This window comes from Galbibacter marinus (assembly GCF_000300875.1).
In the GTDB taxonomy this organism is placed as follows: domain Bacteria; phylum Bacteroidota; class Bacteroidia; order Flavobacteriales; family Flavobacteriaceae; genus Galbibacter; species Galbibacter marinus.
Genome location: NZ_AMSG01000015.1, coordinates 1 through 24422 on the forward strand (window position 1 = coordinate 1; position 24422 = coordinate 24422).

Here is a 24422-nt window from a genome sequence, read left to right on the forward strand (position 1 = left end):
AAACCAGATCCGCTTCTCCCTTGATAAGAGGCATTAGCTTCCCTGATGGTTTGAAGGAGCAATACGGCCTGCTCATCGGTAGGCAAAAGCTTGATTTTCAGAGTCATTTTCATAATGCAAAGATCATAAAAGTTGCTATATGATTACATTTAAAAAAATAAGTTATTAACAAAGGGGATCACTGCTTTCCTCCCATCCACTAAAGATGAATGGGTTTCCGCAGTATGTTTATGAATATTTATATAATTGTTTGTAAATCAATTAATATAATTGTAAATTTGCACTCCTTTTTACTAAGCCAGGAGGGAAAAGGGTTTGTTTAAAAATTAATAACAACATCTTCTGTGATTAAATATTGTTAACCTCCTGATTTAATACAGAATACAAATTATTCTCAGCAAAATGGCTGAAGCTAAAGAAACACAAAAAGAACAAGCGGCAGAAGCAACTTCTGCTCAAGCACAAACTGAAGTAAAAGAAACTGTATCTACTGAGGAGTTTCTAAAGAACTTTAACTGGCACAATTACGAAGAAGGAATTGATCAAGTTGAAGACGAAAAATTAAAAGAATTCGAAAACTTAGTTGAAGAGAATTTCGTTGATACAGCTGATGAGGAAGTTGTTGAGGGAACTGTAGTTCACCTTACTGACAGAGAAGCTATTATCGACATTAACGCCAAATCTGAAGGTGTTATTTCTTTAAATGAGTTTCGTTACAATCCTAATTTAAGTGTAGGGGACAAGGTTGAAGTATTAATCGATGTTCGTGAAGATAAATCAGGACAATTAGTGTTGTCTCACCGTAAGGCTAGAACTATCAAGGCTTGGGATCGCGTTAATGCTGCTCACGATAAAGGAGAAATTGTTAACGGTTTCGTTAAGTGTAGAACTAAAGGAGGTATGATTGTAGATGTATTCGGAATCGAAGCTTTCTTACCAGGTTCTCAAATTGATGTGAAGCCTATCCGTGATTACGATGCTTATGTAGGTAAAACAATGGAATTCAAAGTGGTTAAAATCAATCACGAATTCAAAAACGTTGTTGTTTCTCACAAAGCTCTTATCGAGGCTGATATCGAAGAACAGAAAAAAGAAATCATCGGACAACTTGAAAAAGGTCAAGTTCTTGAAGGTACTGTTAAAAACATCACTTCTTACGGAGTGTTTATCGACCTTGGAGGTGTGGATGGACTTATCCATATCACAGATCTTTCTTGGTCACGTATCAACCATCCAAATGAGGTGGTAGAGCTAGATCAGAAACTTAATGTTGTTATCCTTGATTTTGATGATAATAAATCAAGAATCCAATTAGGTCTTAAACAATTACAGAAACATCCTTGGGAAGCTCTTGGAGAAGAAGTAAAAGTAGGTGATAAAGTTAAAGGTAAAGTAGTAGTTATCGCTGACTACGGTGCATTTATCGAAGTTGCTGAAGGTGTTGAAGGTCTAATTCACGTTTCTGAAATGTCATGGTCAACGCACTTGAGATCTGCACAAGATTTTGTAAACGTTGGTGATGAGGTTGAAGCTGTAATTCTTACATTGGATCGCGAGGAGCGTAAAATGTCTCTAGGTATCAAACAATTGACGCCAGATCCATGGACTGATATTACTTCTAAATATCCAGTAGGATCTAAGCACACAGGAATTGTACGTAACTTTACAAACTTTGGAGTGTTTGTAGAACTTGAAGAAGGAATTGACGGGTTAATCTATATCTCTGATCTTTCTTGGACTAAGAAAATCAAGCACCCTTCTGAATTTGTAAACGTAGGTGATAAATTAGAGGTTGAAGTTCTTGAACTTGATGTTGATGGACGTAAACTAAGCCTAGGTCACAAACAAACTACTGAAAATCCTTGGGATAAATACGAAAGTGAGTTTGGAGAAGGTACAGTTCATACCGCTGAAATTTCTGAGATCGTTGACAAAGGAGCTACTATTGAATTCAACGATGATATCGTAGCATTCGTCCCTTCTAGACATTTAGAGAAAGAAGATGGTAAAAAACTGAAAAAAGGAGAGACAGCTGAATTTAAAGTTATCGAGTTTAACAAAGAATTCAAAAGAGTTGTTGCTTCTCATACAGCTATCTTCAAAGAAGAAGAAGAGAAAAATGTTAAAGCTGCAGCGAAACGTAGTAATCAAGCGGAAAAAACAACCCTTGGAGATGCTAATGCAGAGCTTCAAGCATTGAAAGATAAAATGGAAGGAAAAGCTTAATTAAAAAAACTTTTCCAAAAATTTTAAATCTAAGACCCTCCCTTGTGGAGGGTCTTTTATTATTGCTAAATTCTGCACTATAGCACCTTTGTTTAAGGTAATTTGTGATTGGACTTTCTTACCTGAACAGCCCTCATTTACTGTTCACCTCATAAAGAGATTTTGTGTAACTTGCCTGTAGTAAAACTAATTAATATAACAACCATGAAAAGAATCTTCTTATGTGCTTTAATGGTCCTAGGTGGCCTTCAAATCAATGCACAAGTCCAGACTCCACATCCAAGCCCTGGTGCGACTATTTCGCAGACCGTTGGTCTTACCGAGGTAAACATTACGTATTCTCGACCCTCACTCCGTGACAGGGAAATATTTGGAGAATTAGTACCTTATGATAAGATATGGCGAACTGGTGCTAATGAAAACACTGTAATCTCCTTTAGCGATGATGTTATTATCGCAGGACAAACTTTGCCCAAAGGAGCGTATTCCTTATATACCAAACCAGGAGAAGAAAATTGGGATGTATATTTTTATACCACTACTAATAATTGGGGAAATCCAGCACAGTGGGATGCGTCCAATATAGCTGTAGAACTTCAAGTTACTCCAGTAACGTTTCCTTTTAAAATAGAAACATTTACGCTTTCCTTGGATAATCTTAATAATAGTGGTGCTGTGTTAGGAATTTTATGGGAAAACACCTATATAGGAATCCCTTTTGAGGTTCCTACTGATAAAAAGGCGATGGCTAGTATCGAGAATACTTTTAATGGTCCATCAGGTTCAGATTACTACGCTGCTGCAGTTTATTACTTCCAGCAAGGAAAGGATCTTGAAAAAGCAGAGCAATGGGTGGAGAAAGCAGTCTCTTTGCAAGGTGAACCAGCATTTTGGATGCTCTATCAGCAATCGCTTATCCAGCATGCCAACGGAAAAACCAAAAAGGCTATAGCAACCGCAAAACAGTCTATAAATGCTGCAGAAGCAGCAGGGAATTCTGATTATGTTCGTTTAAATCAAAATTCTCTCCAAAAATGGGAAACTAAGAAATAGGCTTAAAAAATATGTTAATCTAAAACCACAGAATCAAAGTAAATTCACTTTTGTTTCTGTGGTTTTTTTAGTTGTATGCCTTTAGATTTGTTAGTCTTATTGTTTGTAGTGGCAATTTGTGCTGTGAAGGTAAGAAAATATTGGCCCCAGTGACTTTCCAATCGTCCCAACTAGCCTTAAGTCCTCCTATAGGATTGTCTTTTGTCCACATCTTAAAACTATTTGGAAAACCATCTTCGTTTAATAACCATAAATATGTGTTCTTTGGTTTTTGCTCATTATCCAAATATGTAACTAGTAACCCCTCACTGCCATCTTCTAATTCAACACTGTGTCGCTGAACATTCGGATCCATAATTTCAAATGGAGCCACAAGCCAAAAAGAATCATTTATAAAATAAGTTTTTGCTTCCTCAATTAGATCTTCTTTGGGATCTGTGTGCATTTTAACACCTTGGATGAATACCTCGCTTTTAGAGTAGTTGTTAAGATTTAATTGTACCTCAACATCCTCCCACTTTACAATAACATGACCCTTTAGTTTGTTCCACTTATAATGATGCTTACCCTTAAAGGTCCACTCGAGGTACCTCACCTTTTTGTAATTTGTGTAGTTTATCGCCTTAAGCATTTTTTGAGTTAACTCTTCGGCCTTAGGTCCAGATTTGGATGGTGGAATGGGTTGATTTAAAATGAAGTAAGCCCCAGCTCCTAATAAAAGAACCACTATCGAGACAACAAAAAGAAATTTAAATAGTTTAGAAAACATAACTTAAGTTTAAGCGGGTTAAAATCCTACTGCGGTGTCATCTCCTCGACGATCTGCACCGCCTTCTAATCGTCCATCAGGCAGAACATAGATTCCATCAACTTTTCCAATTATGCGGGATTGTCCATGTTTTATCTTGTAGCCTTTGTTCTTAAGGGTTTGTATGGTTAGAGAATCAAAACCATTAGGTTCCATTAAGACCTCATCAGGGAGCCATTGGTGATGGAACCTAGGAGCATCCACTGCCTGCTGCATCCCCATGTCAAATTCGTATACATTTAGCATGGTTTGAGCAACTGAAGTAATGATGGTAGAACCTCCTGGGGTACCCAAGGTCATGGAAAGGGCACCATCCTTTTCAACGATGGTGGGAGTCATACTACTGAGCATTCTTTTCTCAGGGGCAATACTGTTGGCCTGACCACCCGTTAAACCAAACATATTAGGGGTTCCTGGTTTGACACTGAAATCATCCATTTCATTATTGAAGAAAAATCCAAGTTCTTCGCTGTATAGCTTGGACCCATATGCCCCATTGATGGTGGTGGTTACAGCTATGGCGTTTCCCATAGGATCGACAATGGAGAAATGAGTGGTTTGATCGTGTTCTAGAATTTCTATCGCTCCATGGCCTACATCCGATGAGCTAGTCGCCGTATCAAAGGAAAATGACTTCATTCGCTTACGCAGGTATTCTTGATCTATAAGTTGATGTTGTGGTACATGTACAAAGTCAGGATCCCCTAGGAAATATGCCCTATCGGCATAAGCTCTTCTCTGAGCCTCAGTCAATAGTTGTATATGCTCTGTTCCATTATGGGAAAAATCTCCAATAGAGTAGGGTGCAACCATCTTCATGATTTGTGCTAGGGTAATTCCTCCACTGCTTGGAGGGCCCATGGAAATGATTTTTAAATCTTTATACTTAAACTCAACTGCATCCCTCCAAATCGCTTGATATTGCTTAAGATCCTTTAGGCTTATAATACCACCATTAAATTTAATAAAATCTACTATTTTTTCTGCTATTTCACCTTGATAAAACCCGGCTTGACCGTGATCGCGTATTAGCTCTAATGTTCTGGCTAAAGATTGGTATTTAATAGTGTCCTTAGCCACAAACTGATTTGCAAAAAGGATAGTATCTCCACTTACCTCAACGATTTTATCTCTGTAATAATTTAAAGAATTCGCCTGTTTCTGGGTCACAACTACGCCTTTTTTAGCCAAGTCAATAGCTGGTTGGATAAGAGTATTGAATGGGAGGGTTCCGAATTTTTTGTGTGCAGCAAACATTCCTGCAACACTTCCTGGAACACCAACTGCGGATGCGCCTGTGGTACTTTTACCCGCAATCACTTCACCTAAAGAATCGAGGTACATTTGTTTTGTTGCGGCAAGTGGTGCCTTTTCTCTAAAATCCAGGGTGCCCGTAGTGCCATCCCTAAGACGGTAAACTAAAAAACCTCCACCGCCTATGTTACCTGCAAATGGAAAGCTAACGGCTAGGGCAAACTTAGTGGCTATCATAGCGTCAAAAGCATTTCCGCCTTTCTTTAAGATTTCTAGGCCAATTTCGGAAGCCTCTTCTCTAGCAGACACCACCATGGCATGATCTGCAATAGGACCTCTAGGGACATCCTTAGTCTTACAAGCAAAGAAAGAAATAAGTAACAGGGTGAAGAGAAGTGTCTTTTTCATAAATATCTGTTGGGATTATTAGATCTCTAAAGGGCTATTAGGATTATGGCGTGTTAGCTTTTGTAATTGCTCCGATGAAAATGTCTTTAATTCCTCAAAAAACGATGTGAACTCAGATTCAAATTCACTGTAGTGTTCTTGGAGATCTTCCGTAGCATAATTCATCTTGGATCTGTTTTGCGTTCTACGATTCATACCATTTAGTACCTTTGAAATCCCCTCAATCTTTGCATAACTCAATAGCCAATTATCAGCTATTAAGTAGGGCATCATACGCTTGATATTCATGGGGAGTATGGGATAATGTTCCTGTAATAAGTCATAAAATTCTTCCACGTAAATATCCAAGGGTTGTTTACAGTAGTCTTGCCAATTTTTCGCTAAAAAGTGATCGTAAAAGATATCTACAATCACTCCGCTATAATGGCTGTAGTTCGCGTGAAGCTTTTTGGTGCTCTTTCGAACTGTTGGATGTGCATCAGTAAAGGTATCTATCGCTCTATGCAACAGGATTCCGTTTTTGTAATCTTGTGGATAGTCCTCATATCTTTTCCCACGTATACTATCAGCCATAAAATTGCCCACTTTGACTTTAGGGTTGTCTCCTGATAAATATATATGTGCTAAAAAATTCATAAATAAGGCGATTCACTTTTGTGATGCTAAACTACCAAAGGATGACATAGCATCATTTGCTAAATTGTCAGGTACTAAAAGTACCATTTTTTTGGTCAACTAAACTGTTTGGCTACCTGATCTGCTTTCCTACTGGTACTATAATCATAAAATCCTTCACCTGATTTTACCCCCAATTTACCTGCGGTAACCATATTTACCAATAGAGGGCAGGGAGCATATTTTGGGTTTTTAAATCCATCATGCATAACCTTTAAAATAAACAAGCAAACGTCCAATCCAATAAAGTCAGCCAGTTGTAAAGGTCCCATCGGATGAGCCATTCCAAGCTTCATAACAGAATCGATTTGTTTCACTCCAGCGACCCTCTGAAATAGCGATTCGATTGCCTCATTTATCATTGGCATTAAAATCCTGTTGGCTATAAAACCTGGGTAGTCATTAACCTCTACAGGAATTTTTGAAATAGATTCACAAAGCTTCATGATTTGCATTAAAACCGTTTCACTGGTATTGTATCCTTTTATAACCTCCACAAGTGGCATAATTGGTACAGGATTCATAAAGTGCATTCCAATGAGACGTTCTGGATTAGATAGGGCGGTAGCAATTTTTGTTATTGAAATGGAGGAGGTGTTGGTAGCTAGTATTGTGTTATCGTTACAATAGTTATCTAAGGACTTAAAAATTTTTAATTTAAGATCTAGGTTTTCCGTCGCTGCTTCAACTACCAAATCTGCACTTGCCACTGCCTGCTTTAAATCCACGGTAGTTATAATGTTATCCAGAGTATTAGTTTTTACCTCTAGGGATATTTTTTCTTTGGCTACTAATCTGTCTAAATTGGTTTCTATGGTTGATATTGCCTTATCAAGTGCTGATCCAGAAATATCATTTAGAAAGACTTTGTAGCCGTGTTGTGCAAAGGTGTGTGCAATACCATTGCCCATAGTTCCAGCTCCGATGACAGTAATGTTTTGAATGTTTTCCATGTAGTTTAGTTTGTGCTAGTTGATTATTTACCTACAAGTTCAACAACTTTTAGTGCCACTCTTAGGGCAGCTGTTCCTTGTTCGAGACTAACTGCAGGGATAGTGTCGTTTTCAATTGCCTCTGCAAAGGTTTCCAATTCTGCAAGGATGGCATTGTTTTGTTGAACTTTCGGGTTTTCAAAATATATTTGTTTTTTCTCACCTTCAGCATTTTGAAGAATAAGAGCGTATTGATCAGGCTCCTTTGGTGCATTTTTCATTTTAACAACTTCGACCTTTTTATCAAGAAAATCTACGGATATATAGGCATCCTTTTGAAAAAATCTTGATTTACGCATATTTTTTAAAGAGATTCTACTGGCTGTTAGATTAGCGACACAACCATTTTCGAATTCAATTCTTGCATTGGCTATATCTGGGGACTGACTAATTACCGAAGTGCCACTTGCGTGAATCTCCTTAACAGGGGAGTTGACCACACTTAAAATAGCATCGATATCGTGTATCATTAAATCTAGTACTACAGGGACATCAGTTCCTCTTGGGTTAAACTCTGCCAAACGATGGGTTTCTATAAACATTGGATTGTCAATTTTATCCTTAACCGATAAAAAAGCGGGATTAAAACGCTCCACATGTCCAACTTGCCCTTTTACTCCCTGCTGTCTTGCTAGTGCAATTAAATGCTCGGCTTCCTCCACAGTATTGGTAATGGGTTTTTCTAAAAACACATGTTTCCCTTTCTTAATGGCCTCAACGGCACATTTGTAGTGTGAGAGCGTTGGTGTTACAATGTCTACAACATCCACTGCGTCAATAAGGGCTTCTATGGTATCAAAATAACGATAGCCAAATTCGGCAACGATCTTTTTCGCTGTTTTTTCATCTGGATCATAGAATCCAACGAGTGTATATTTATCAGATTGATTGATTAGTTTCAAATGAATTTTCCCAAGGTGGCCAGCACCTAGAACTCCTGCTTTAAGCATATAAGTATGTTTTTAAACAAAAATAAGATTATTGAAGCACTCTTTCAACCTTAATTTTTAAAAGACTGAAATCTAACTAATTATTTTTATCCCTTAAAAATTCTAAAAATATTATAAAGAGCAACACTATGGCAATCAGTCCAAAGGTGAATGCTAAGACTCATGCCACTACTTTTTTACATTGAAATTGTCTAGTTTTGTAGAAAACTAATCCATCTTAATATTCCAGGAGTTTTGAAAGATACCTACCGACATCAGGGCATGCGCAAAAAATTAGCTGAAATCGTAGAACAAAAAGGGGTTTCAGACAAGAGGGTTCTAAATGCAATAAAAAAAATACCCCGACACTTGTTTATGGATAGCAGTTTTGAGGAACATGCTTATCAAGATAAAGCTTTCCCAATTGGAGCTAGCCAAACTATATCTCAACCCTTTACAGTGGCATTTCAAAGTGAATTATTAGAGGTTAAAAAAGGGAGTAAAATACTTGAAATCGGTACCGGGAGCGGTTATCAAACTGCTGTTTTACTTGAATTAGGAGCCCAGGTCTATACTATCGAAAGACAAAAAGAACTTTTTAAAAAGACCAATTTGTTTTTGCCTAAGCTCGGCTACAAGCCTAAACAAATGATCTTCGGTGATGGGTATAAGGGACTGGTTTCCCAGGCACCCTTTGATGGTATTATTGTAACTGCAGGAGCACCATTTGTTCCTAAGCCACTCATGGCACAGCTTAAAGTGGGAGGTAGGCTTGTTATTCCAGTAGGAGATGATGTTCAAGTGATGACTTTATACACTCGTAAATCACCTAAGGAATTTGAGAAATTTGAGTATGGTGAATTTAGATTTGTACCTATGTTAGAGGACAAAAATTAAGCAATCTTACCTTTCATCTGATTTAACGAAAAAATCATAGTTTAAAACAAATATACCCTATAGCTTTACGTTATATTTGTCTGCCACGTGATTTTTAAAAGGATCTGTGGTGATCAAAAAATTAACATAAAATAATCTAACTATATTATTATATGACACTTATAAAATCTATTTCTGGAATTAGAGGAACTATTGGAGGCAAAACTTCGGATAATTTAACCCCTTTGGATACGGTAAAGTTTGCTGCTGCTTATGGCAGTTGGCTTAAATCGCAATCTTCAAAGCAGAGGTTAAAGGTCGTAGTGGGTCGAGATGCTCGCCTCTCTGGAGAGATGATTGAAAAGCTAGTGGTATCTACTTTAATAGGTCTTGGAATAGATGTTATAAATCTAGGGTTGTCTACTACACCCACGGTAGAAATTGCAGTACCTCTAGAGAAGGCCGATGGTGGAATTATTCTAACGGCAAGTCACAATCCAAAACAATGGAATGCTCTAAAATTGCTCAATCATAAAGGCGAATTTATAAATGGAGAAGAAGGACTTGAAATATTAAATATTGCAGAGCAAGAGGATTTTAATTTTGCTCAAGTAGATGATTTAGGAAAGATTACACTTAATGATTCCTATATGGATATTCATATAGATGAGGTCTTGAATTTATCACTAGTGGATGTAGATAAGATCAAAGCAGCCAATTTTAAAGTAGTTGTTGATGGTGTTAATTCAAGTGGTGGAGTGATCATACCTAAACTCTTGAAAGAACTTGGCGTAACAGTAATAGAATTGTATTGCGAACCAACAGGTGACTTTCCACATAACCCTGAACCTCTAAAAGAGCACCTTACCGATATCTGTAAGCTCGTTGTGGAAAAACAAGCTGATATGGGTATTGTGGTGGATCCAGATGTGGATCGATTAGCATTTATCACCAATGAGGGAGAAATGTTTGGAGAGGAATACACCCTGGTTGCCTGTGCAGATTTTGTTCTAGGAAAATCCAAAGGGAATACGGTTTCGAATCTCTCTTCTTCAAGGGCTTTAAGGGATATTACTCAAAAGCACGGAGGGCATTATAAGGCTTCTGCTGTTGGAGAAGTTAATGTGGTGTCACTTATGAAAAAGACACAAGCCATCATTGGAGGTGAAGGCAATGGGGGTATTATTTACCCTGAGAGCCATTACGGTAGAGATTCCTTAGTAGGAGTTGCGTTGTTTTTAACCCATTTGGCAGAAAAACAAGTCACCGTTAAGGAGCTTAGAGACTCGTATCCATCCTATTTTATGAGTAAAAAGAAAATTGAATTAACCCCAGAATTGGATGTGGATAAAATCTTAGAAAGTGTTGTTGAGGCATATAGCCATGAGGATATTACGACCATCGATGGGGTTAAAATTGATTTTTCTGACAGCTGGGTTCACCTTAGAAAGTCTAACACCGAACCGATTATTCGTATATATACTGAGGCAACCACGCAGGAGAATGCAGATGATCTGGCTGAGAAATTTATCGCTGAGTTAAAAGCTATTGCGGTAGTGTAACAGGAAGTTAATCCTCCTTTGGGGCCTTATCTTTATGTTTAAATCTGTTATGAGTCCAGAGGTAATACTCTGGCTTATTTCTGATTTCACGCTCAAGATATTCCCAGTAAATATCTGTTATCTTGTAATCGGGGTATTTCGCTGAATTGGATGTTATGTCTATTATAGTGGTTTCATAATACCCTCTTTTTACTTTTTTAACGCAGAAGAATACCACTGCCATATCAAACTTTTTTGCCAAGGTTTCGGCTGCGGTAAAAACTGGAACTTTCACACCGAAAAACTCTCGCCAATAGTCCGCATGGATTAATTGTGGTGATTGATCGTTTACAAATCCGTAAAGTGATAATCGGTTATCACGATGATTCTTAAGGACTTTTCTTGCTGTTTGATATCTAGAGACTAATTCTCCGCCGTTTTTCTTTCTTATTCTTTTAATGAGTCGGTCAAAGTATTTATTTGATAATGGAGAATATATGCCAAAAGCTTCGTGTTCGATTTGATTTGCAAGTGATAGTACCCATTCATAATTTGCATAATGTCCACATAATAGTACGACACTTTTATTTTGTTCAGCATACCTATCTAAAACCTCTAGATTATGAAAAACTGCGTGTTTTGCCATTTGTTCAGGAGTCATTGACAGTGACTTGATCATTTCCAAAAATAGATCGCACATGTGCAGATAAAAGTTTTTTCGAATGGTCAATAATTCTTGGTGACTTTTCTCAGGAAAGCATAGCTCTAGATTCTTTAGCACTAATTTTTTCCTATAACCTATCACATGAAAAAGGATGATGTGTAAGAAGTCCGAAACCCGGTACAATAGAACAAATGGTAATTTGGAAATAACCCAAAGTATCGGATAGATTAATAAATAAGCAAGTAGCTGCATGCAGTATCAATTTTGGCAAATGTACATAAAAATTAATAGTAGGCTTAAAGGGATATTTAAGTTGATTTATATCGGTGTCACAAACATGTCTTACTAGATTTTACAAAATAAGCCTCATTAATTTCTACATTTAAACCTTGAAAATTATTCGAATGTGATTCTTTAAAAAGAAAAAGGTTTCAGAGAATTTAAAACACCACAAGGATAATATAAAAATGGAATACCATATATTTGAACTAGAAAATTTTATTACGCACTATGAATATAGACATTGTTACCATTGTGGTTATTTTAGCCAATGTTCTGGCCTCCTATAAGGGGTTTAAAGATTACAGCTTTTTTGAACGCTATAAGTTTCATATAGGTTCTATAAAAAGGGGAGAGAAAATTAGAATTTTAACTTCTGGCTTTCTACACGTTGATATGACGCACCTGCTGTTTAATATGCTAACACTTTATTTTTTTGCCCCTATTGTGGTGGTTTATTTAGGGAGTGTTAAGTTTTTGATTATATATCTAATTAGCCTTGTGGCTGGGAATGTTCTATCGATGATTTTTCATAAAAATGAATATCACTATAGTGCCGTAGGAGCTAGTGGAGCGGTTACTGGTATTTTGTATGCAGCAATTTTATTACAACCAGATATGCGACTTGGTTTCTTTTTTATTCCCATCCCGGTCCCTGCCTATATTTTCGGAATAGGATATCTTTTGTATTCAATTTATGGAATGCGCAATAGAGTGGGGAATATAGGACATACTGCGCACTTTGGTGGTGCAATTGGAGGATATTTAGTTACGTTATTATTTTTCCCTTCACTGATATGGGTTCAACCTCTAATGGTTGGCTTATTAGCGCTTCCTATTCTGATTTTATTTATACTTGAAAAAGCAAACAAATTATAGTTTGGCACTAGGTTTGTTATAGAACAATAAAACCAATAAAGCAATTATAGATGAAAAAAGCAATTTTAATATTAACCGTATTATTCGCAAGCATGAGCCTAACAGCACAAGAAACCTCACCTTATATCTCTGTTAGTGGAGAAGGGATAGTTAAAGTTACTCCAGATCAAGTATTTATCAAAGTAAGAGTAGAAAATCAAGGTAAATCCGCTCAGCAGGTCAAAGAATTAAACGATAAGGCTATCGATCAGATCCTTAAGTATGCCAAATCGATGGACATCGATCAAAAGGATATAAATACTGAGTATATCAACTTAAATAAAAACTACGATTACCAGACCAAAGAATACAATTATGTAGCCAATCAGTCCATCGCGATTCTTTTAAAGGATTTGGATAAGTATACCGACTTTACTCAAGGGCTTTTAAATGCAGGAATTAACAGAATTGACGGTGTGGAATTTAGATCTACAGGGATTGAACAACACAAGACAGAGGCGCGAATTGCAGCGGTAAAAGATGCAAAGAAGAAAGCACACGAGCTAGCTTCTGCCTTGGGAATGAGCGTAGGAAAGGCGCTATATATTAACGAATCAGGAGGTGTAAGTGCACCACAGCCTGTTTATAGAATGGAAATGGCTAAAGCAAGCTTTAGTGATTCTGGCAATATGGAAACTATCGCTGTTGGTGAAATGGCTATTAAAGCTTCAGTTTCTATCCGATTTGAACTGAAATAATACAACTTTTATCACATTGATAGAATAAAAAATTCATGCAGGGCTATCCATTGGGGTAGCCCTTTTATATTCACTTTAGTGGGGCTTTAAAGACTAGCATCTCTAAGATACTTTGGCATTTATATACTTAAAAAACTATGGTTGGAAATCAAAAAGTGGCTAAAAACATTAATAGAAAAAGTTTATTAACCATCAATTCACTTTAGTTGAAATGGAGCATTCCATTATTAGTTGTCTTATGGCAATTGGTGGAGTTGTGGGTGACTTCAAACTACATTTTACGACTTGTCATATAAAGGAAAAAGCTCAGGAAATTTAGTTTTAAATCACCTGAGCTTTTATCGTTAAGATTTCAAGGAGTAACCTTTAAAATCATGCATATTCTATAATGAAGAATTGTGTTTTATAACTTTTAAGGAAGTAGGGAAGCTATTTTATCATAGAGCTCTTCTCCACGAAGGTCTTTTGCAATAATTTTACCTTCTGCATCCAAGATGTAAGTTGCTGGAATGGATTTGATGTTATACATCTCTGCAATAGGATCTTGCCAAAATTTTAGGTTTGACATATGATGCCATGGTAATTGATCTTCTTCAATTGCTTTTATCCAATCCTCTGCTTTTCTATCCAAAGATACACCTACAACACTAAGACCTTTCTCATGGAAATCGTTGTATAGTTTAACTAAATTAGGGTTTTCAACTCTACATGGTTTACACCATGCAGCCCAAAAATCAAGAACGGTAACTTTACCTAATGAAGATTTTAAGGAGATCGTGTCACCTTCAGGGGTAGGTGCTGAAAAATCAGGAGCAATTGATCCTATAGATAATTTTTTGATCCCTTCAAATTGTTTGCTTAAGGCTTTACCAATCTCATCGTTTTTTAATTCTTCTGACAACCCATCGAAAAGTTCAGCTGCTTTATCTGCATGAGGGCTATTGGCCATTTGCTGAATAACCATTAAGGAGATGTAAGAGTCAGAATTGTTTTTCACAAAGTTTTGTTCATATTCTCTAGCCTCTTCTTGAACTTCTTTAAAAGTTTCAGTCAAGGTATTTAAGGTAACGGTATCACCTTTTTGTTGGGCTTCCATACCTTGTTGTTGGATACTGGCCATTTTATCTCGAATACTCATCGTACCCTCTATAAAAGAGGTGAAGTCATCATTTGATGGCGTACCTACAACCTTTGAGGTGTTTAAACTATCAATATGAGCAGTAACGGTAATATTACCCTCTTCAAGGATCAAAGGAAGTATCCCGCGATTTCCATCGAAAAGTAAGTAATGTAACTGTGGACTCTCTGCAGTTCCACTGAATTCTACAGTACCGTTTTTTATTTCTAAAGTATCTATAACACTTGGGGGCATTCCAGTTTGTGGTTTTTGTAAATATACTAGTTTACCCTCTTCTGCTCCTTCCGCATTTACTGTTACCTTGTAGGTGTTTTCAGCAACTGTTTCGCAAGCTACTAAACCTACAAGAAGGACAATAATTAATCCAATTTTTTTCATTCAGTTATATTTATTTGGTTTTTGCTGGTTACAAAGTTAAAATTTCAGTTCAATTCCAAAAGAGAATTAACAAATAAAAGCCTTGAAACTATTTTTTCAAGGCCTTTACATATAATTTCTACTAAAGTTTTAAAACTGGTAGCGGATCCCTAAACCAATATCGAATCCTAAATCGTCGTCGAAGTCGTTGAATCCCAATTCTGGTCTAAAATCCAGAGAGAGTAGTAGTGGGATGTTAAAATTGTATTCTATCCCCACATCACCAGCTAGAAATAAAAAGGTACCACTGTGGTCATGATGATGCTCGTCGAACCACGCTCTGTCACCGTCATAGCTTCCAAATCCACCACCGGCGCCTGCATACCAATTAAACCCACCTTCTATTGGGAATACCCATTGATAAAGCCCAGTAAGTTTAAAGGCGTCAAAATGATCTTCATCTCTCCAACCAAGATCAAATTCCAGACGATTACTGGAAGAAATAGCTCTTTGATAGGAGATTTCTGCTCCAAATCCATTACCGTCCCCAAGACGTAATCCTAATGCATTTTTAGAAATTTCCTGTGCGACACTCGCCGAAGTAAATCCAATAACTAAAACGCTAAATAATAGTAGCTTTTTCATAAATTTGGTTTTTGTTTGACATATATACGATATAATATTAACTAAAAGTTTATATTATATTGTTAAAAATTTCTAAACTCATGCTAAAGGCCTTATCCTCAATTATAAAGGGGGAGTTACTCTTAGACGATCTACACCGTACTATTTATGCTACTGATGCTTCTGTTTATCGGCAACTTCCATTAGGGGTATGCTATCCGAAAGATGTAGAGGATATTACTCAAATTGTTCAGTTTTGTAATGAAAACAGTATTCCGATCATACCAAGGACTGCGGGAACCTCTCTTGCTGGACAATGTGTTGGAGAAGGACTCGTGGTTGATGTGTCCAAACATCTGACAGGGATTATAAAATTGGATTTAAATACACGAAGAGTAAGTGTTGAGCCTGGAGTTATTAGAGATGAATTAAATACTTATCTAAAACCTCATGGCCTTTTTTTCGGACCAAACACCTCTACTTCCAATCGATGTATGATAGGAGGTATGGTCGGGAATAATTCTAGTGGGACAACTTCTATAAAGTACGGAGTAACTAGAGATAAGATTGTTGAGATTCACGGAGTTTTAAGTGATGGGTCAAAAGTGGTTTTTAAAGAACTAACCACTGAAGAATTTAAGCATAAGTTGACATTGGAAACCCTAGAAGGGGAGGTTTATCGCTCAATTTTTAAGGAACTCTCGAATAAAGGAGTTGATTGGCAAATCCGTAGTAACTTTCCCAAACCAGAGATTCACAGAAGAAATACGGGCTATGCCATTGATGAGCTGTTGAACCTTCAACCTTTCAATAATCAAGGCGAAAGGTTTAATTTAAGTAAGTTCATTGCTGGTAGTGAAGGTACATTAGTCTTTATGACCGAATTAGTACTTGAGCTCGATTATCTCATGCCAGAACAAGGGGTTATGGTTGCTGCTCACTTTAACAGTGTAGAGGATTGTTGCAACACAGTACATAAGGTGATGAAACATGATTTGTTTACATGTGAGATGATGGACAAGGTAATTTTAGATTGTACTAAGAATAACAAATCACAATTACCGAATCGATTTTTTATAGAGGGTGACCCAAAGGCTATTCTAATGTTGGAGTTAAGGTCAAATGATACGGAGGTCCTAGAGCAGAAACGTGACCATTTAACAGCTGCCTTAGATGAAAGTTTAAGCTATGCGCACCCTTGTTTATATGGCAGTGAAATTGATCAGGCACTTGAACTCAGAAAGGCTGGACTGGGATTATTAGGAAATATTGTAGGGGATAAAAAGGCCGTTGCATGTATTGAAGATACAGCGGTTACCATAGAGGACTTAAGTGCATATATCGATGAGTTCTCCGCTATTATGAAAAAATATGATCAAAAGGCCGTTTATTACGCCCATGCTGGAGCAGGAGAACTGCACCTACGTCCTATTTTGGATTTGAAGAAATCGGAAGATGTAAAGCTATTTCGCCAAATCACTACCGATGTAGCTCATTTAGTTAAAAAGTATGGTGGATCCATGAGTGGAGAACATGGAGATGGAAGGGTACGTGCAGAATTTATAAAACTCATGATCGGGGATGCTAATTATGAACTTTTAAAACGTATCAAAAACACTTTTGACCCTAAAGGTATTTTAAATCCTGGTAAGATTATAGATGCTGACCCAATGGATACCAATCTACGGTATGAGACCGATCGAAAGGAACCAGAGGTTAATACGCTTCTTGATTTTTCTGATTCACTTGGGATTTTAAGAGCTGCAGAAAAATGTAATGGAAGTGGAGATTGTAGAAAAACTCATCATTCAAATGGTGCAATGTGTCCGAGCTACCATGCTACAAAGAATGAAAAGGATACTACAAGAGCCCGTGCTAATGCGCTTCGGGAATATTTAACCCATTCTGAAAAGCCCAATAAATTTAATCAAGAACAACTTAAAGAAGTTTTTGATCTATGTGTTAGCTGTAAGGCCTGTAGTAGTGAATGCCCTAGCAATGTGGATGTGGCTACCTTGAAAGCAGAATTTTTATATCAATATTACAAAAGTAATGCACCTACTCTAAGAGATCGGGCATTTGCTTATAATACCAAGCTTAATAAACTAGGGAGTCTTTTGCCTTGGGCTACCAATAGTCAAATCATGGGGTATGTACTAAAAAAGGTCCTCAAGATAGCGAACAAAAGAAATTTACCTGGAATTCAACGCTTTAATTTTGATTCTTATTTAAACAAGTCGCTTCAAAAAAGACAAGTTACACCAAAAACCGTTAAAGAACTGGTGCTTTATATTGATGAGTTTACACAATATATGGATGTATCAATTGGAAAGGACGCTATTGATTTGCTAATAGGACTTGGCTATAATCCAATACTGTATTTTGGTGAAAGTGGTCGTAGTTTTATATCCAAAGGTTTTCTTTCTCAGGCCCAAAAATATGCCAATCGAAATACAAAAGCCCTGAAGGGATATCTTGAAAAACAAATTCCAATAGTTGGGATTGAGCCTTCAGCAATTCTTAGCTTTAGGGATGAATATTTAAGAATGGTCGATGACCTAGATACTGCTAAAAAACTAGGTTTTGGAAGTTTTATTCTTGAAGAGTTTTTGTCTGCTGAAATTAAAAAAGGTGTCATTACTCCAGATCAGTTTACCCAAGAAAAGCGTACTATTAAATACCATGTTCACTGTCATCAAAAATCTCAATCCAATGTCAAGGTGAGTTTTGATATTTTGAATTTACCGATCAATTACAATGTTACGCTCATTAACTCAGGCTGCTGTGGTATGGCTGGTTCTTTTGGTTATGAACAGGAACATTATAACGTTAGTATGCAAATGGGGGAGCTGCGATTGTTTCCAGCTATTAGAAAAGCCACTGACCAGGTGACCATTGTAGCCAATGGTACCAGCTGCAGACATCAAATTCAAGACGGCACAGGGGTAAAAGCTATTCACCCTATAAGCCTTCTAAAGCAAGCTTTGGTGTAAGCTTTATGTAAGTAAAAAGGAGTCTTACTAGTGAAGAAGGGTTAAAATAGATTGTATTACTCTTCCTCAGCGGTTAGTTCTTGACTAATTTGTAAAGCTCGATTGTGTTCATCTTTATGTACAAAAATTTGAACCTGATCAACTACTGTAGGGCCAAAACCGGCTAGTCTTGCGGACTCTGTTTCGTTTCTAACAATAGGATTAATTCCAGCCTCTTTTAGCAGCTGTACTAATCGTTTGCTGATGATATTACTGCCGGTGAAAATTCGAATATAGTCTTTGTCTTCCATGATATTTACCTTTTAAATAATTATTCAACTATTGTAATATTTACTATTCCATATTGCAGGATTAAAGTTCTTACCTAGTGCCACTGCGTAAAAAATGGTTATGGTTCCAATCATTTTAAAAACAAAAAGAAAGAGAATCCAAAAATAACTGCTGCCTTGCTCAGGGGTGAAAAGCTCTAATGGAATTAAATTAGCCACTATCCAACTAAGAGCTATCACAGTTATGGCCAAATGCAGAAAGCTTTTAAATGGTAAGACCAAATACTTGCGAAAGGGATGCAAATCCTTTCCCCATTTGTGAATCAGGTAGAAATAATCATTTCCCATGGGTGCGAATAATAACGGATCATCGGCATTTTCCAATTTAAAAAGTTTAGAAGGTGCTACAATTTTAAAGCCTTGTAACTTTATTTGATGTTCATCTTCTAATTTCTTCACGGCTTCCAATGCCTTCTTTGGATATTTACCTTTGAAATATTTAGAACTTAGAAAACGTAGACGATACGCAATACATATCGCCTTGATATGTTCGATGTGATAGATTCTACTGTGATCCAAAATCTCGAAATGAAATTCGTTATAACCTTTAGTGGGGGATTGAAGTTCTTGTTGAATATTGGATTGTCTATTTAGAATTTCATAAACCTCTTTTAGTAATTGTTCCCCGCGATGATTTTTATCTCTGAAGATTTTAAGCTTTTCTTCGATGTTAACTCGACTCCACATAGATTACAATACTTAAAATTAAAATAAGGCCTCTATCAAATTTAAACAAATTATCCCAAAGCATTACTACGAAGGTGTTAAAGTTAACCTTCCGAATGTTTGGGATAATTCGAATATTGAAGTTTTAAATTGCCTTATGCGCGCTATTTCTTTTAGCGTAATTGCGCATTGAGTTGCTTTTCGAAACTGCTTTGTAATTTACGCATAACCTTATCAATCTGTTTATCTGTTAAGGTTTTACTTGTGTCTTGCAAGGTGAAACTTACCGCGTACGATTTTTTGCCATCTGGAACTTTATCTCCTTGATAGACATCAAATAAGTTGACATCTTTCAATAGTGATTTTTCACAATTATATGCTATTTCTGAAATGGCGTCAAAGTTGATATTTTGGTCAATCAGTAAAGCCAAATCTCTTCGTACCTCAGGATACTTTGAGAAGGATGTGAAGTTAATGTCCTGTTGTTTTACTAGCTCTAGTACATTATCCCAATAAAAATCGGCGTATAATACTTGTTGTTTGATATCAAAGTGTTTTAAAATCTTTTGATCAACTACACCAAAAGATACGATATTCTCATTAGCGATCTTATAAAGTAAACCTTCTGAGAATAAAGCAGATTTGGCAGCACTGGCCTTTGGGTCAGAAAGCCCAAGACGTTCAATTATGGAATCAAGGATACCTTTTAAAACAAAAAAGTCACTCTTTTGTTCTGCTACACTCCAGCTTTCTCGGTGAATATTCCCGGTGATCAATATACTCAAATGTTTGTGTTCTTCTCTTTGATTACCGTACTGATGATAGGTCTTCCCAAATTCAAAAAGCTTCAAATCATTGCTTTTGCGATTGATATTGTGCTCAATAGCTTCAAGACCACTAAAGAGCATGGATTGTCGCATAACAGAGAGTTCCTTACTAAGTGGATTTAGTATGTTGATATTATGCTGTTCTTTAAAATCCTCACTGAGTTCTACATAGCTAGGAGAGGAGAGCGAATTTGTCATAATCTCATGAAATCCAGTTGCGGCCAGTTGATTTGCAATGGAGTTCTGAATTTTATAATCCTCAAATTTGGAAGTTGGTGCTATGGATGCATTTAATTTTTGGGTAAACTCTATATTGTTATATCCATAGATACGCAAAATCTCTTCAATGACATCTACCTCACGTTGTACATCAACTCTATAGGATGGGATAGTTAGACCGATCCCCGTTTCGGTAACATTGTTAATCTTAATATCTAGGGAACTCAAAATAGATTTAATAGTATCTGTTGAAAGGTTTTGACCAATGAGTGAATTTACTTTCTCGAAGGTTAAAAATACCTGAAAATCTTCAAACTTTTTAGGGTAAAAATCTTCTGCATCACTAGAGATAGTTCCACCTGCGATTTCTTTAATAAATAATGCCGCTCTTAAAAGAGCATATCTGGTGCTATTGATATCAATACCTCTTTCAAAGCGGAATGAAGCATCGGTATTAATTGCGTGTCTTTTCGCAGTTTTTCGAACCGATACAGGGTTGAAGTATGCACTTTCTAAGAAAACTGCTGTAGTTCTCTCCGTGACCCCAGAATTCATTCCTCCTAGAACACCCGCAATACACAATGGCTTTTCGCTATCGCATATCATAAGGTCTTCTTGGTGGAGCTCGCGCTCGACACCATCTAGAGTGGTAAATTTCGTGCCAGGCTCTGCCGTTTTCACTACGATCTTCTTAGAGGCGATCATATTGGCGTCAAAGGCGTGAAGCGGTTGCCCCAATTCGTGAAGCACATAATTGGTAATGTCCACTACATTATTCTTAGGAGTGATTCCAATGGCTTTGAGTCTATTTTTAATCCAAGCCGGAGATTCTTCCACCCTAATTCCTGAGATAGTCACACCACAATAACGAGGACATAGTTCTTTATTTTGAACATCGACATCTACTCTAAGTGTTCTGTTGTCGACATGAAAACTACTAACTGAAGGCGTAATGAATTCTAAGTGAATATCATTTTGAATCAGCCCTGCTTTTAAATCTCGTGCCACCCCATAATGACTCATGGCATCAGCGCGGTTTGGTGTAAGACCTATTTCAAAAACAGTATCGGATTCAATATCAAATAATTCGGCGCATGGAGTGCCAGGTTCTAGAGCATCTTCTAATACCATGATTCCATCATGGCCTTTCCCTAGGCCTAATTCATCCTCGGCACATATCATTCCAAAGGATTCCTCTCCTCTAATTTTTCCTTTCTTGATCACCCATGACTCTCCGTTTTCTGTATAAAGGGTAGTGCCAATAGTAGCCACAGGAACCTTTTGACCTGCTGCCACATTAGGGGCTCCACATACAATCTGAAGAGGATCTGCTGCTCCGACGTCTACTTTAGTAAGCTTTAATCGGTCGGCATTTGGATGTTGTTCACAAGAGAGTACGTGACCTACTACAATGCCTTTTAAAGAACCTTTTACCGACTCAAATTCTTCAACTCCTTCTACTTCTAATCCTAAATCAGTTAATAATTCTGATGTCTTTTCAGCATCCCAATTGAGTTGAATAAATTGTTTTAACCAGTTATATGATATTTTCACCTGTGCTTAATAATTTGAATTGAACTGCAAATATACTAATCCACAATGGAAAATAGGAAATATTACCTTGTAGAATAACATGGTAAATGCTACATATTTTGTGGCAATTTTAAAGCTAATGGCAATGGAACTTTAGATAGGGCGAGAGATAGTTGAAACTTGATGGGATGAAAATTTGTCTTATTTAGATTAAAGTATAACAGAATATAAGTTACTCTTTGTGGTTTAACTTATGTAATTCCAGATTTTTCTATCCTTGTTTAGAAGAAGATAGTTCTGGCGCATAGCTTGGTGTTCTGACATGGCAAATTTAGGGTCCTTCTTTAGGATGACACTAGCATAATGCCTAGCTGCCTTTAGGATATCATTGTCCTTTACGATGTCTGCTATTTTTAAATTTAGTATACCACTTTGTTGGGTTCCCATCAGATCACCAGGGCCTCTGAGTTTTAAATCTACCTCTGCAATTTCGAAACCATCATTGGTTGACACCATAGTTTGTAACCGAGTTTTAGAATCTGATGATAGTTTGTGACTTGTCATTAAGATGCAATAGCTTTGTTCTGCCCCACGTCCCACTCTTCCTCGTAATTGATGCAGTTGTGAGAGTCCGAAACGCTCGGCACTTTCGATAATCATTACAGAGGCATTGGGCACATTAACCCCCACTTCAATAACTGTAGTGGCGACCATAATTTGAGTTTCTCCTTTGATAAAGCGCTCCATTTCATAATCTTTATCTGCTGGTTTCATTTGCCCGTGGACAATGGAGATTTGAAACTCTGGGGCTGGGAATTCTCGTGCGATACTTTCATACCCATCCATAAGATCCTTATAGTCTAGTTTCTCAGATTCCTGAATTAGAGGATACACGATATAGATCTGTCGTCCTTTTTGTATTTCATCCTTTATAAAACGAAATACCTTGAGTCGATTGCTATCGTATCGATGAACTGTAGTTATTGGTTTCCTCCCTGGTGGCAATTCATCAATAACAGATATGTCGAGATCTCCGTAAAGGCTCATGGCTAATGTACGAGGAATAGGGGTTGCAGTCATCACTAAAATATGAGGTGGGATTTGGTTTTTACGCCAAAGTTTAGCCCTTTGCGCTACTCCGAAGCGATGCTGCTCATCCACAATTGCAAGCCCCAAGTTTTTGAAACTCACCTTATCTTCCAATACGGCGTGGGTGCCGATAAGAATATGTAACTCTCCGCTTAAGAGTTGTTGGTGTATTTCTTTTCGAGCTGAGGTCTTGGTAGACCCGGTGAGTAAGCGTACCGCAAGGCCCATATCTTTAACTAATTCTACTATACCATTATAGTGTTGGGTGGCTAAAATCTCTGTAGGAGCTACTAAGGTTGTCTGAAATCCATTATCAATGGCAAGTAACATGCTCATTAAAGCTACAATGGTTTTTCCAGATCCTACATCTCCTTGAAGAAGTCTGTTCATTTGTGCACCACTACCTAGGTCATTTCGAATCTCTTTAATCACTCGTTTTTGTGCTCCAGTGAGTTCAAAAGGAAGGTAGGTATCGTAGAAGGTTTTAAAACTCACACCAACTGTCTCAAAGACATAACCTTTTATTTTCGATTTGCGATTGATGTTTTTTGAGAGTAATTGAAGTTGGATGTAAAACAATTCTTCAAACTTTAATCGGTACTGTGCTCTTGAGAGAAGGTCCTGACTCTGAGGAAAGTGAATGTTGAACATTGCTTTGCTTTTAGAGATCAATTTTAGCTCCTGGGATATGCTCTGAGGTAGGTTTTCTAAAAAGCGACCTTTGGTGGCCATAAATAGTTGTTCCATTAACTTTATGATCACGCGATTGCTGATTCCTTTCTGGGCGAGTTTTTCCGTGGAAGGATAAATGGCTTGCATAGCAGAACGCATGCTCTTTTCATGCTCTGAGAATAACTCCATCTCTGGATGGGCCATAGAGAATCCGTTATACCAATTTACCTTCCCAAAAATGACATAAGGTTGATCACGTTTGGTATTTTCAGTAATCCATTTTTGCCCTCTAAACCAAACTAGTTCCATGGTTCCAGTGTCATCTCTAAAGGTGGCCACTAGTCGCCTGCCCTTTTTTTGCTCTACAGTACGGAAATTTGTAATGTATCCTATAAGTTGAACATCAGCACCGTTTTGTTGCAGTTCATTAACCTTATAGTATCGGGTTTTATCAATATAACGATTTGGAAAGAGTTGGATAAGATCCTGATACTTATCAATACCTAATTCCTTACGAAGAATATCTGCTCTTAAGGGGCCCACTCCCTTTAAATATTCTATAGGTGTTTGTAGTATATCTGGATTCATGGTTACGAAGATAACAGTTCGCTGGAAAGTTTAAAAGCGACCTTTAAACTAATAATTAACAATTCA

Annotated in this window: 19 protein-coding genes; 7 read left to right on the forward strand and 12 right to left on the reverse strand. The window is 37.1% G+C overall.

Translation table 11 applies throughout. The features are described from left to right. Positions 1–402: 402 nt before the first annotated feature. Positions 403–2226 carry a 30S ribosomal protein S1 gene (rpsA, locus tag I215_RS10585; protein ID WP_008991955.1) on the forward strand — a complete coding sequence of 608 codons (1824 nt, stop codon included), beginning with the start codon at positions 403–405 and terminating at the stop codon, positions 2224–2226. A 204-nt stretch (positions 2227–2430) separates the two neighbouring features. Beyond that, on the forward strand, positions 2431–3279 hold the full coding sequence (locus I215_RS10590) for a DUF2911 domain-containing protein (protein ID WP_008991956.1): 849 nt from the start codon (positions 2431–2433) through the stop codon (positions 3277–3279). 67 nt (positions 3280–3346) lie between these two features. Here the strand turns inward: I215_RS10590 and I215_RS10595 are convergent, their stop codons facing one another. From I215_RS10595 to I215_RS10615, 5 genes are all read right to left on the reverse strand, one after another. Further along, positions 3347–4048, reverse strand: a complete 702-nt coding sequence (locus I215_RS10595) for a hypothetical protein (protein WP_008991957.1) — start codon at positions 4046–4048, stop codon at positions 3347–3349. Positions 4049–4066: 18 nt separating this feature from the next. Continuing rightward, positions 4067–5749, reverse strand: a complete 1683-nt coding sequence (ggt, locus tag I215_RS10600; RefSeq protein WP_008991958.1) for a gamma-glutamyltransferase — start codon at positions 5747–5749, stop codon at positions 4067–4069. 18 nt (positions 5750–5767) lie between these two features. Next, a complete protein-coding gene (locus I215_RS10605) occupies positions 5768–6385 on the reverse strand; it encodes an acyl carrier protein phosphodiesterase (protein WP_008991959.1) in 618 nt (205 codons plus the stop codon). A 95-nt stretch (positions 6386–6480) separates the two neighbouring features. Further along, the gene (locus tag I215_RS10610; RefSeq protein ID WP_040460255.1) at positions 6481–7368 is read right to left on the reverse strand and encodes a 3-hydroxyacyl-CoA dehydrogenase family protein; all 888 of its coding nucleotides are present in this window, start codon (positions 7366–7368) and stop codon (positions 6481–6483) included. 32 nt (positions 7369–7400) lie between these two features. Beyond that, positions 7401–8366, reverse strand: coding sequence for a Gfo/Idh/MocA family protein (locus I215_RS10615; protein ID WP_008991961.1), 966 nt, complete (start codon positions 8364–8366; stop codon positions 7401–7403). Positions 8367–8600: 234 nt separating this feature from the next. Here I215_RS10615 and I215_RS10620 point away from each other — a divergent pair, with 234 nt between their 5' ends. Together I215_RS10620 and glmM are read left to right on the forward strand one after the other, a co-directional pair. Beyond that, positions 8601–9242: a protein-L-isoaspartate(D-aspartate) O-methyltransferase gene (locus I215_RS10620; protein WP_008991962.1), complete on the forward strand. Its 642-nt coding sequence runs from the start codon at positions 8601–8603 to the stop codon at positions 9240–9242. A gap of 152 nt (positions 9243–9394) precedes the next feature. After that, complete coding sequence (gene glmM, locus I215_RS10625) at positions 9395–10783, forward strand: phosphoglucosamine mutase (RefSeq protein WP_008991963.1); 1389 nt, start codon at positions 9395–9397, stop codon at positions 10781–10783. A 7-nt stretch (positions 10784–10790) separates the two neighbouring features. Here the strand turns inward: glmM and I215_RS10630 are convergent, their stop codons facing one another. Further along, positions 10791–11678, reverse strand: coding sequence for a lysophospholipid acyltransferase family protein (locus I215_RS10630; RefSeq protein ID WP_008991964.1), 888 nt, complete (start codon positions 11676–11678; stop codon positions 10791–10793). A 258-nt stretch (positions 11679–11936) separates the two neighbouring features. On the opposite strand from I215_RS10630, the gene I215_RS10635 reads away from it, so the two are divergent. Both I215_RS10635 and I215_RS10640 read left to right on the forward strand, forming a co-directional pair. After that, positions 11937–12584 carry a rhomboid family intramembrane serine protease gene (locus I215_RS10635; RefSeq protein ID WP_008991965.1) on the forward strand — a complete coding sequence of 216 codons (648 nt, stop codon included), beginning with the start codon at positions 11937–11939 and terminating at the stop codon, positions 12582–12584. Positions 12585–12634: 50 nt separating this feature from the next. Further along, positions 12635–13321, forward strand: a complete 687-nt coding sequence (locus I215_RS10640) for an SIMPL domain-containing protein (RefSeq protein WP_008991966.1) — start codon at positions 12635–12637, stop codon at positions 13319–13321. Between the two features lie 412 nt (positions 13322–13733). Here I215_RS10640 and I215_RS10645 read toward each other — a convergent pair whose 3' ends face one another. Continuing rightward, a complete protein-coding gene (locus tag I215_RS10645; RefSeq protein WP_008991967.1) occupies positions 13734–14837 on the reverse strand; it encodes a TlpA disulfide reductase family protein in 1104 nt (367 codons plus the stop codon). Positions 14838–14966: 129 nt separating this feature from the next. After that, positions 14967–15461, reverse strand: a complete 495-nt coding sequence (locus I215_RS10650; RefSeq protein ID WP_008991968.1) for a hypothetical protein — start codon at positions 15459–15461, stop codon at positions 14967–14969. An 80-nt stretch (positions 15462–15541) separates the two neighbouring features. Here I215_RS10650 and I215_RS10655 point away from each other — a divergent pair, with 80 nt between their 5' ends. Continuing rightward, on the forward strand, positions 15542–18433 hold the full coding sequence (locus I215_RS10655; protein ID WP_008991969.1) for an FAD-binding and (Fe-S)-binding domain-containing protein: 2892 nt from the start codon (positions 15542–15544) through the stop codon (positions 18431–18433). A 56-nt stretch (positions 18434–18489) separates the two neighbouring features. On the opposite strand, the gene I215_RS10660 is transcribed toward I215_RS10655, so the two are convergent. From I215_RS10660 to recG, 4 genes are all read right to left on the reverse strand, one after another. Beyond that, entirely contained in the window at positions 18490–18723 is a 234-nt protein-coding gene (locus I215_RS10660) for a putative signal transducing protein (RefSeq protein ID WP_008991970.1), read from the reverse strand. A 24-nt stretch (positions 18724–18747) separates the two neighbouring features. Then, positions 18748–19449, reverse strand: a complete 702-nt coding sequence (locus tag I215_RS10665; protein WP_008991971.1) for a hypothetical protein — start codon at positions 19447–19449, stop codon at positions 18748–18750. A 152-nt stretch (positions 19450–19601) separates the two neighbouring features. Further along, positions 19602–22028, reverse strand: coding sequence for a phenylalanine--tRNA ligase subunit beta (gene pheT, locus I215_RS10670; protein ID WP_008991972.1), 2427 nt, complete (start codon positions 22026–22028; stop codon positions 19602–19604). A 225-nt stretch (positions 22029–22253) separates the two neighbouring features. Continuing rightward, entirely contained in the window at positions 22254–24356 is a 2103-nt protein-coding gene (recG, locus tag I215_RS10675; RefSeq protein WP_008991973.1) for an ATP-dependent DNA helicase RecG, read from the reverse strand. Between the last annotated feature and the right edge of the window lie 66 nt (positions 24357–24422).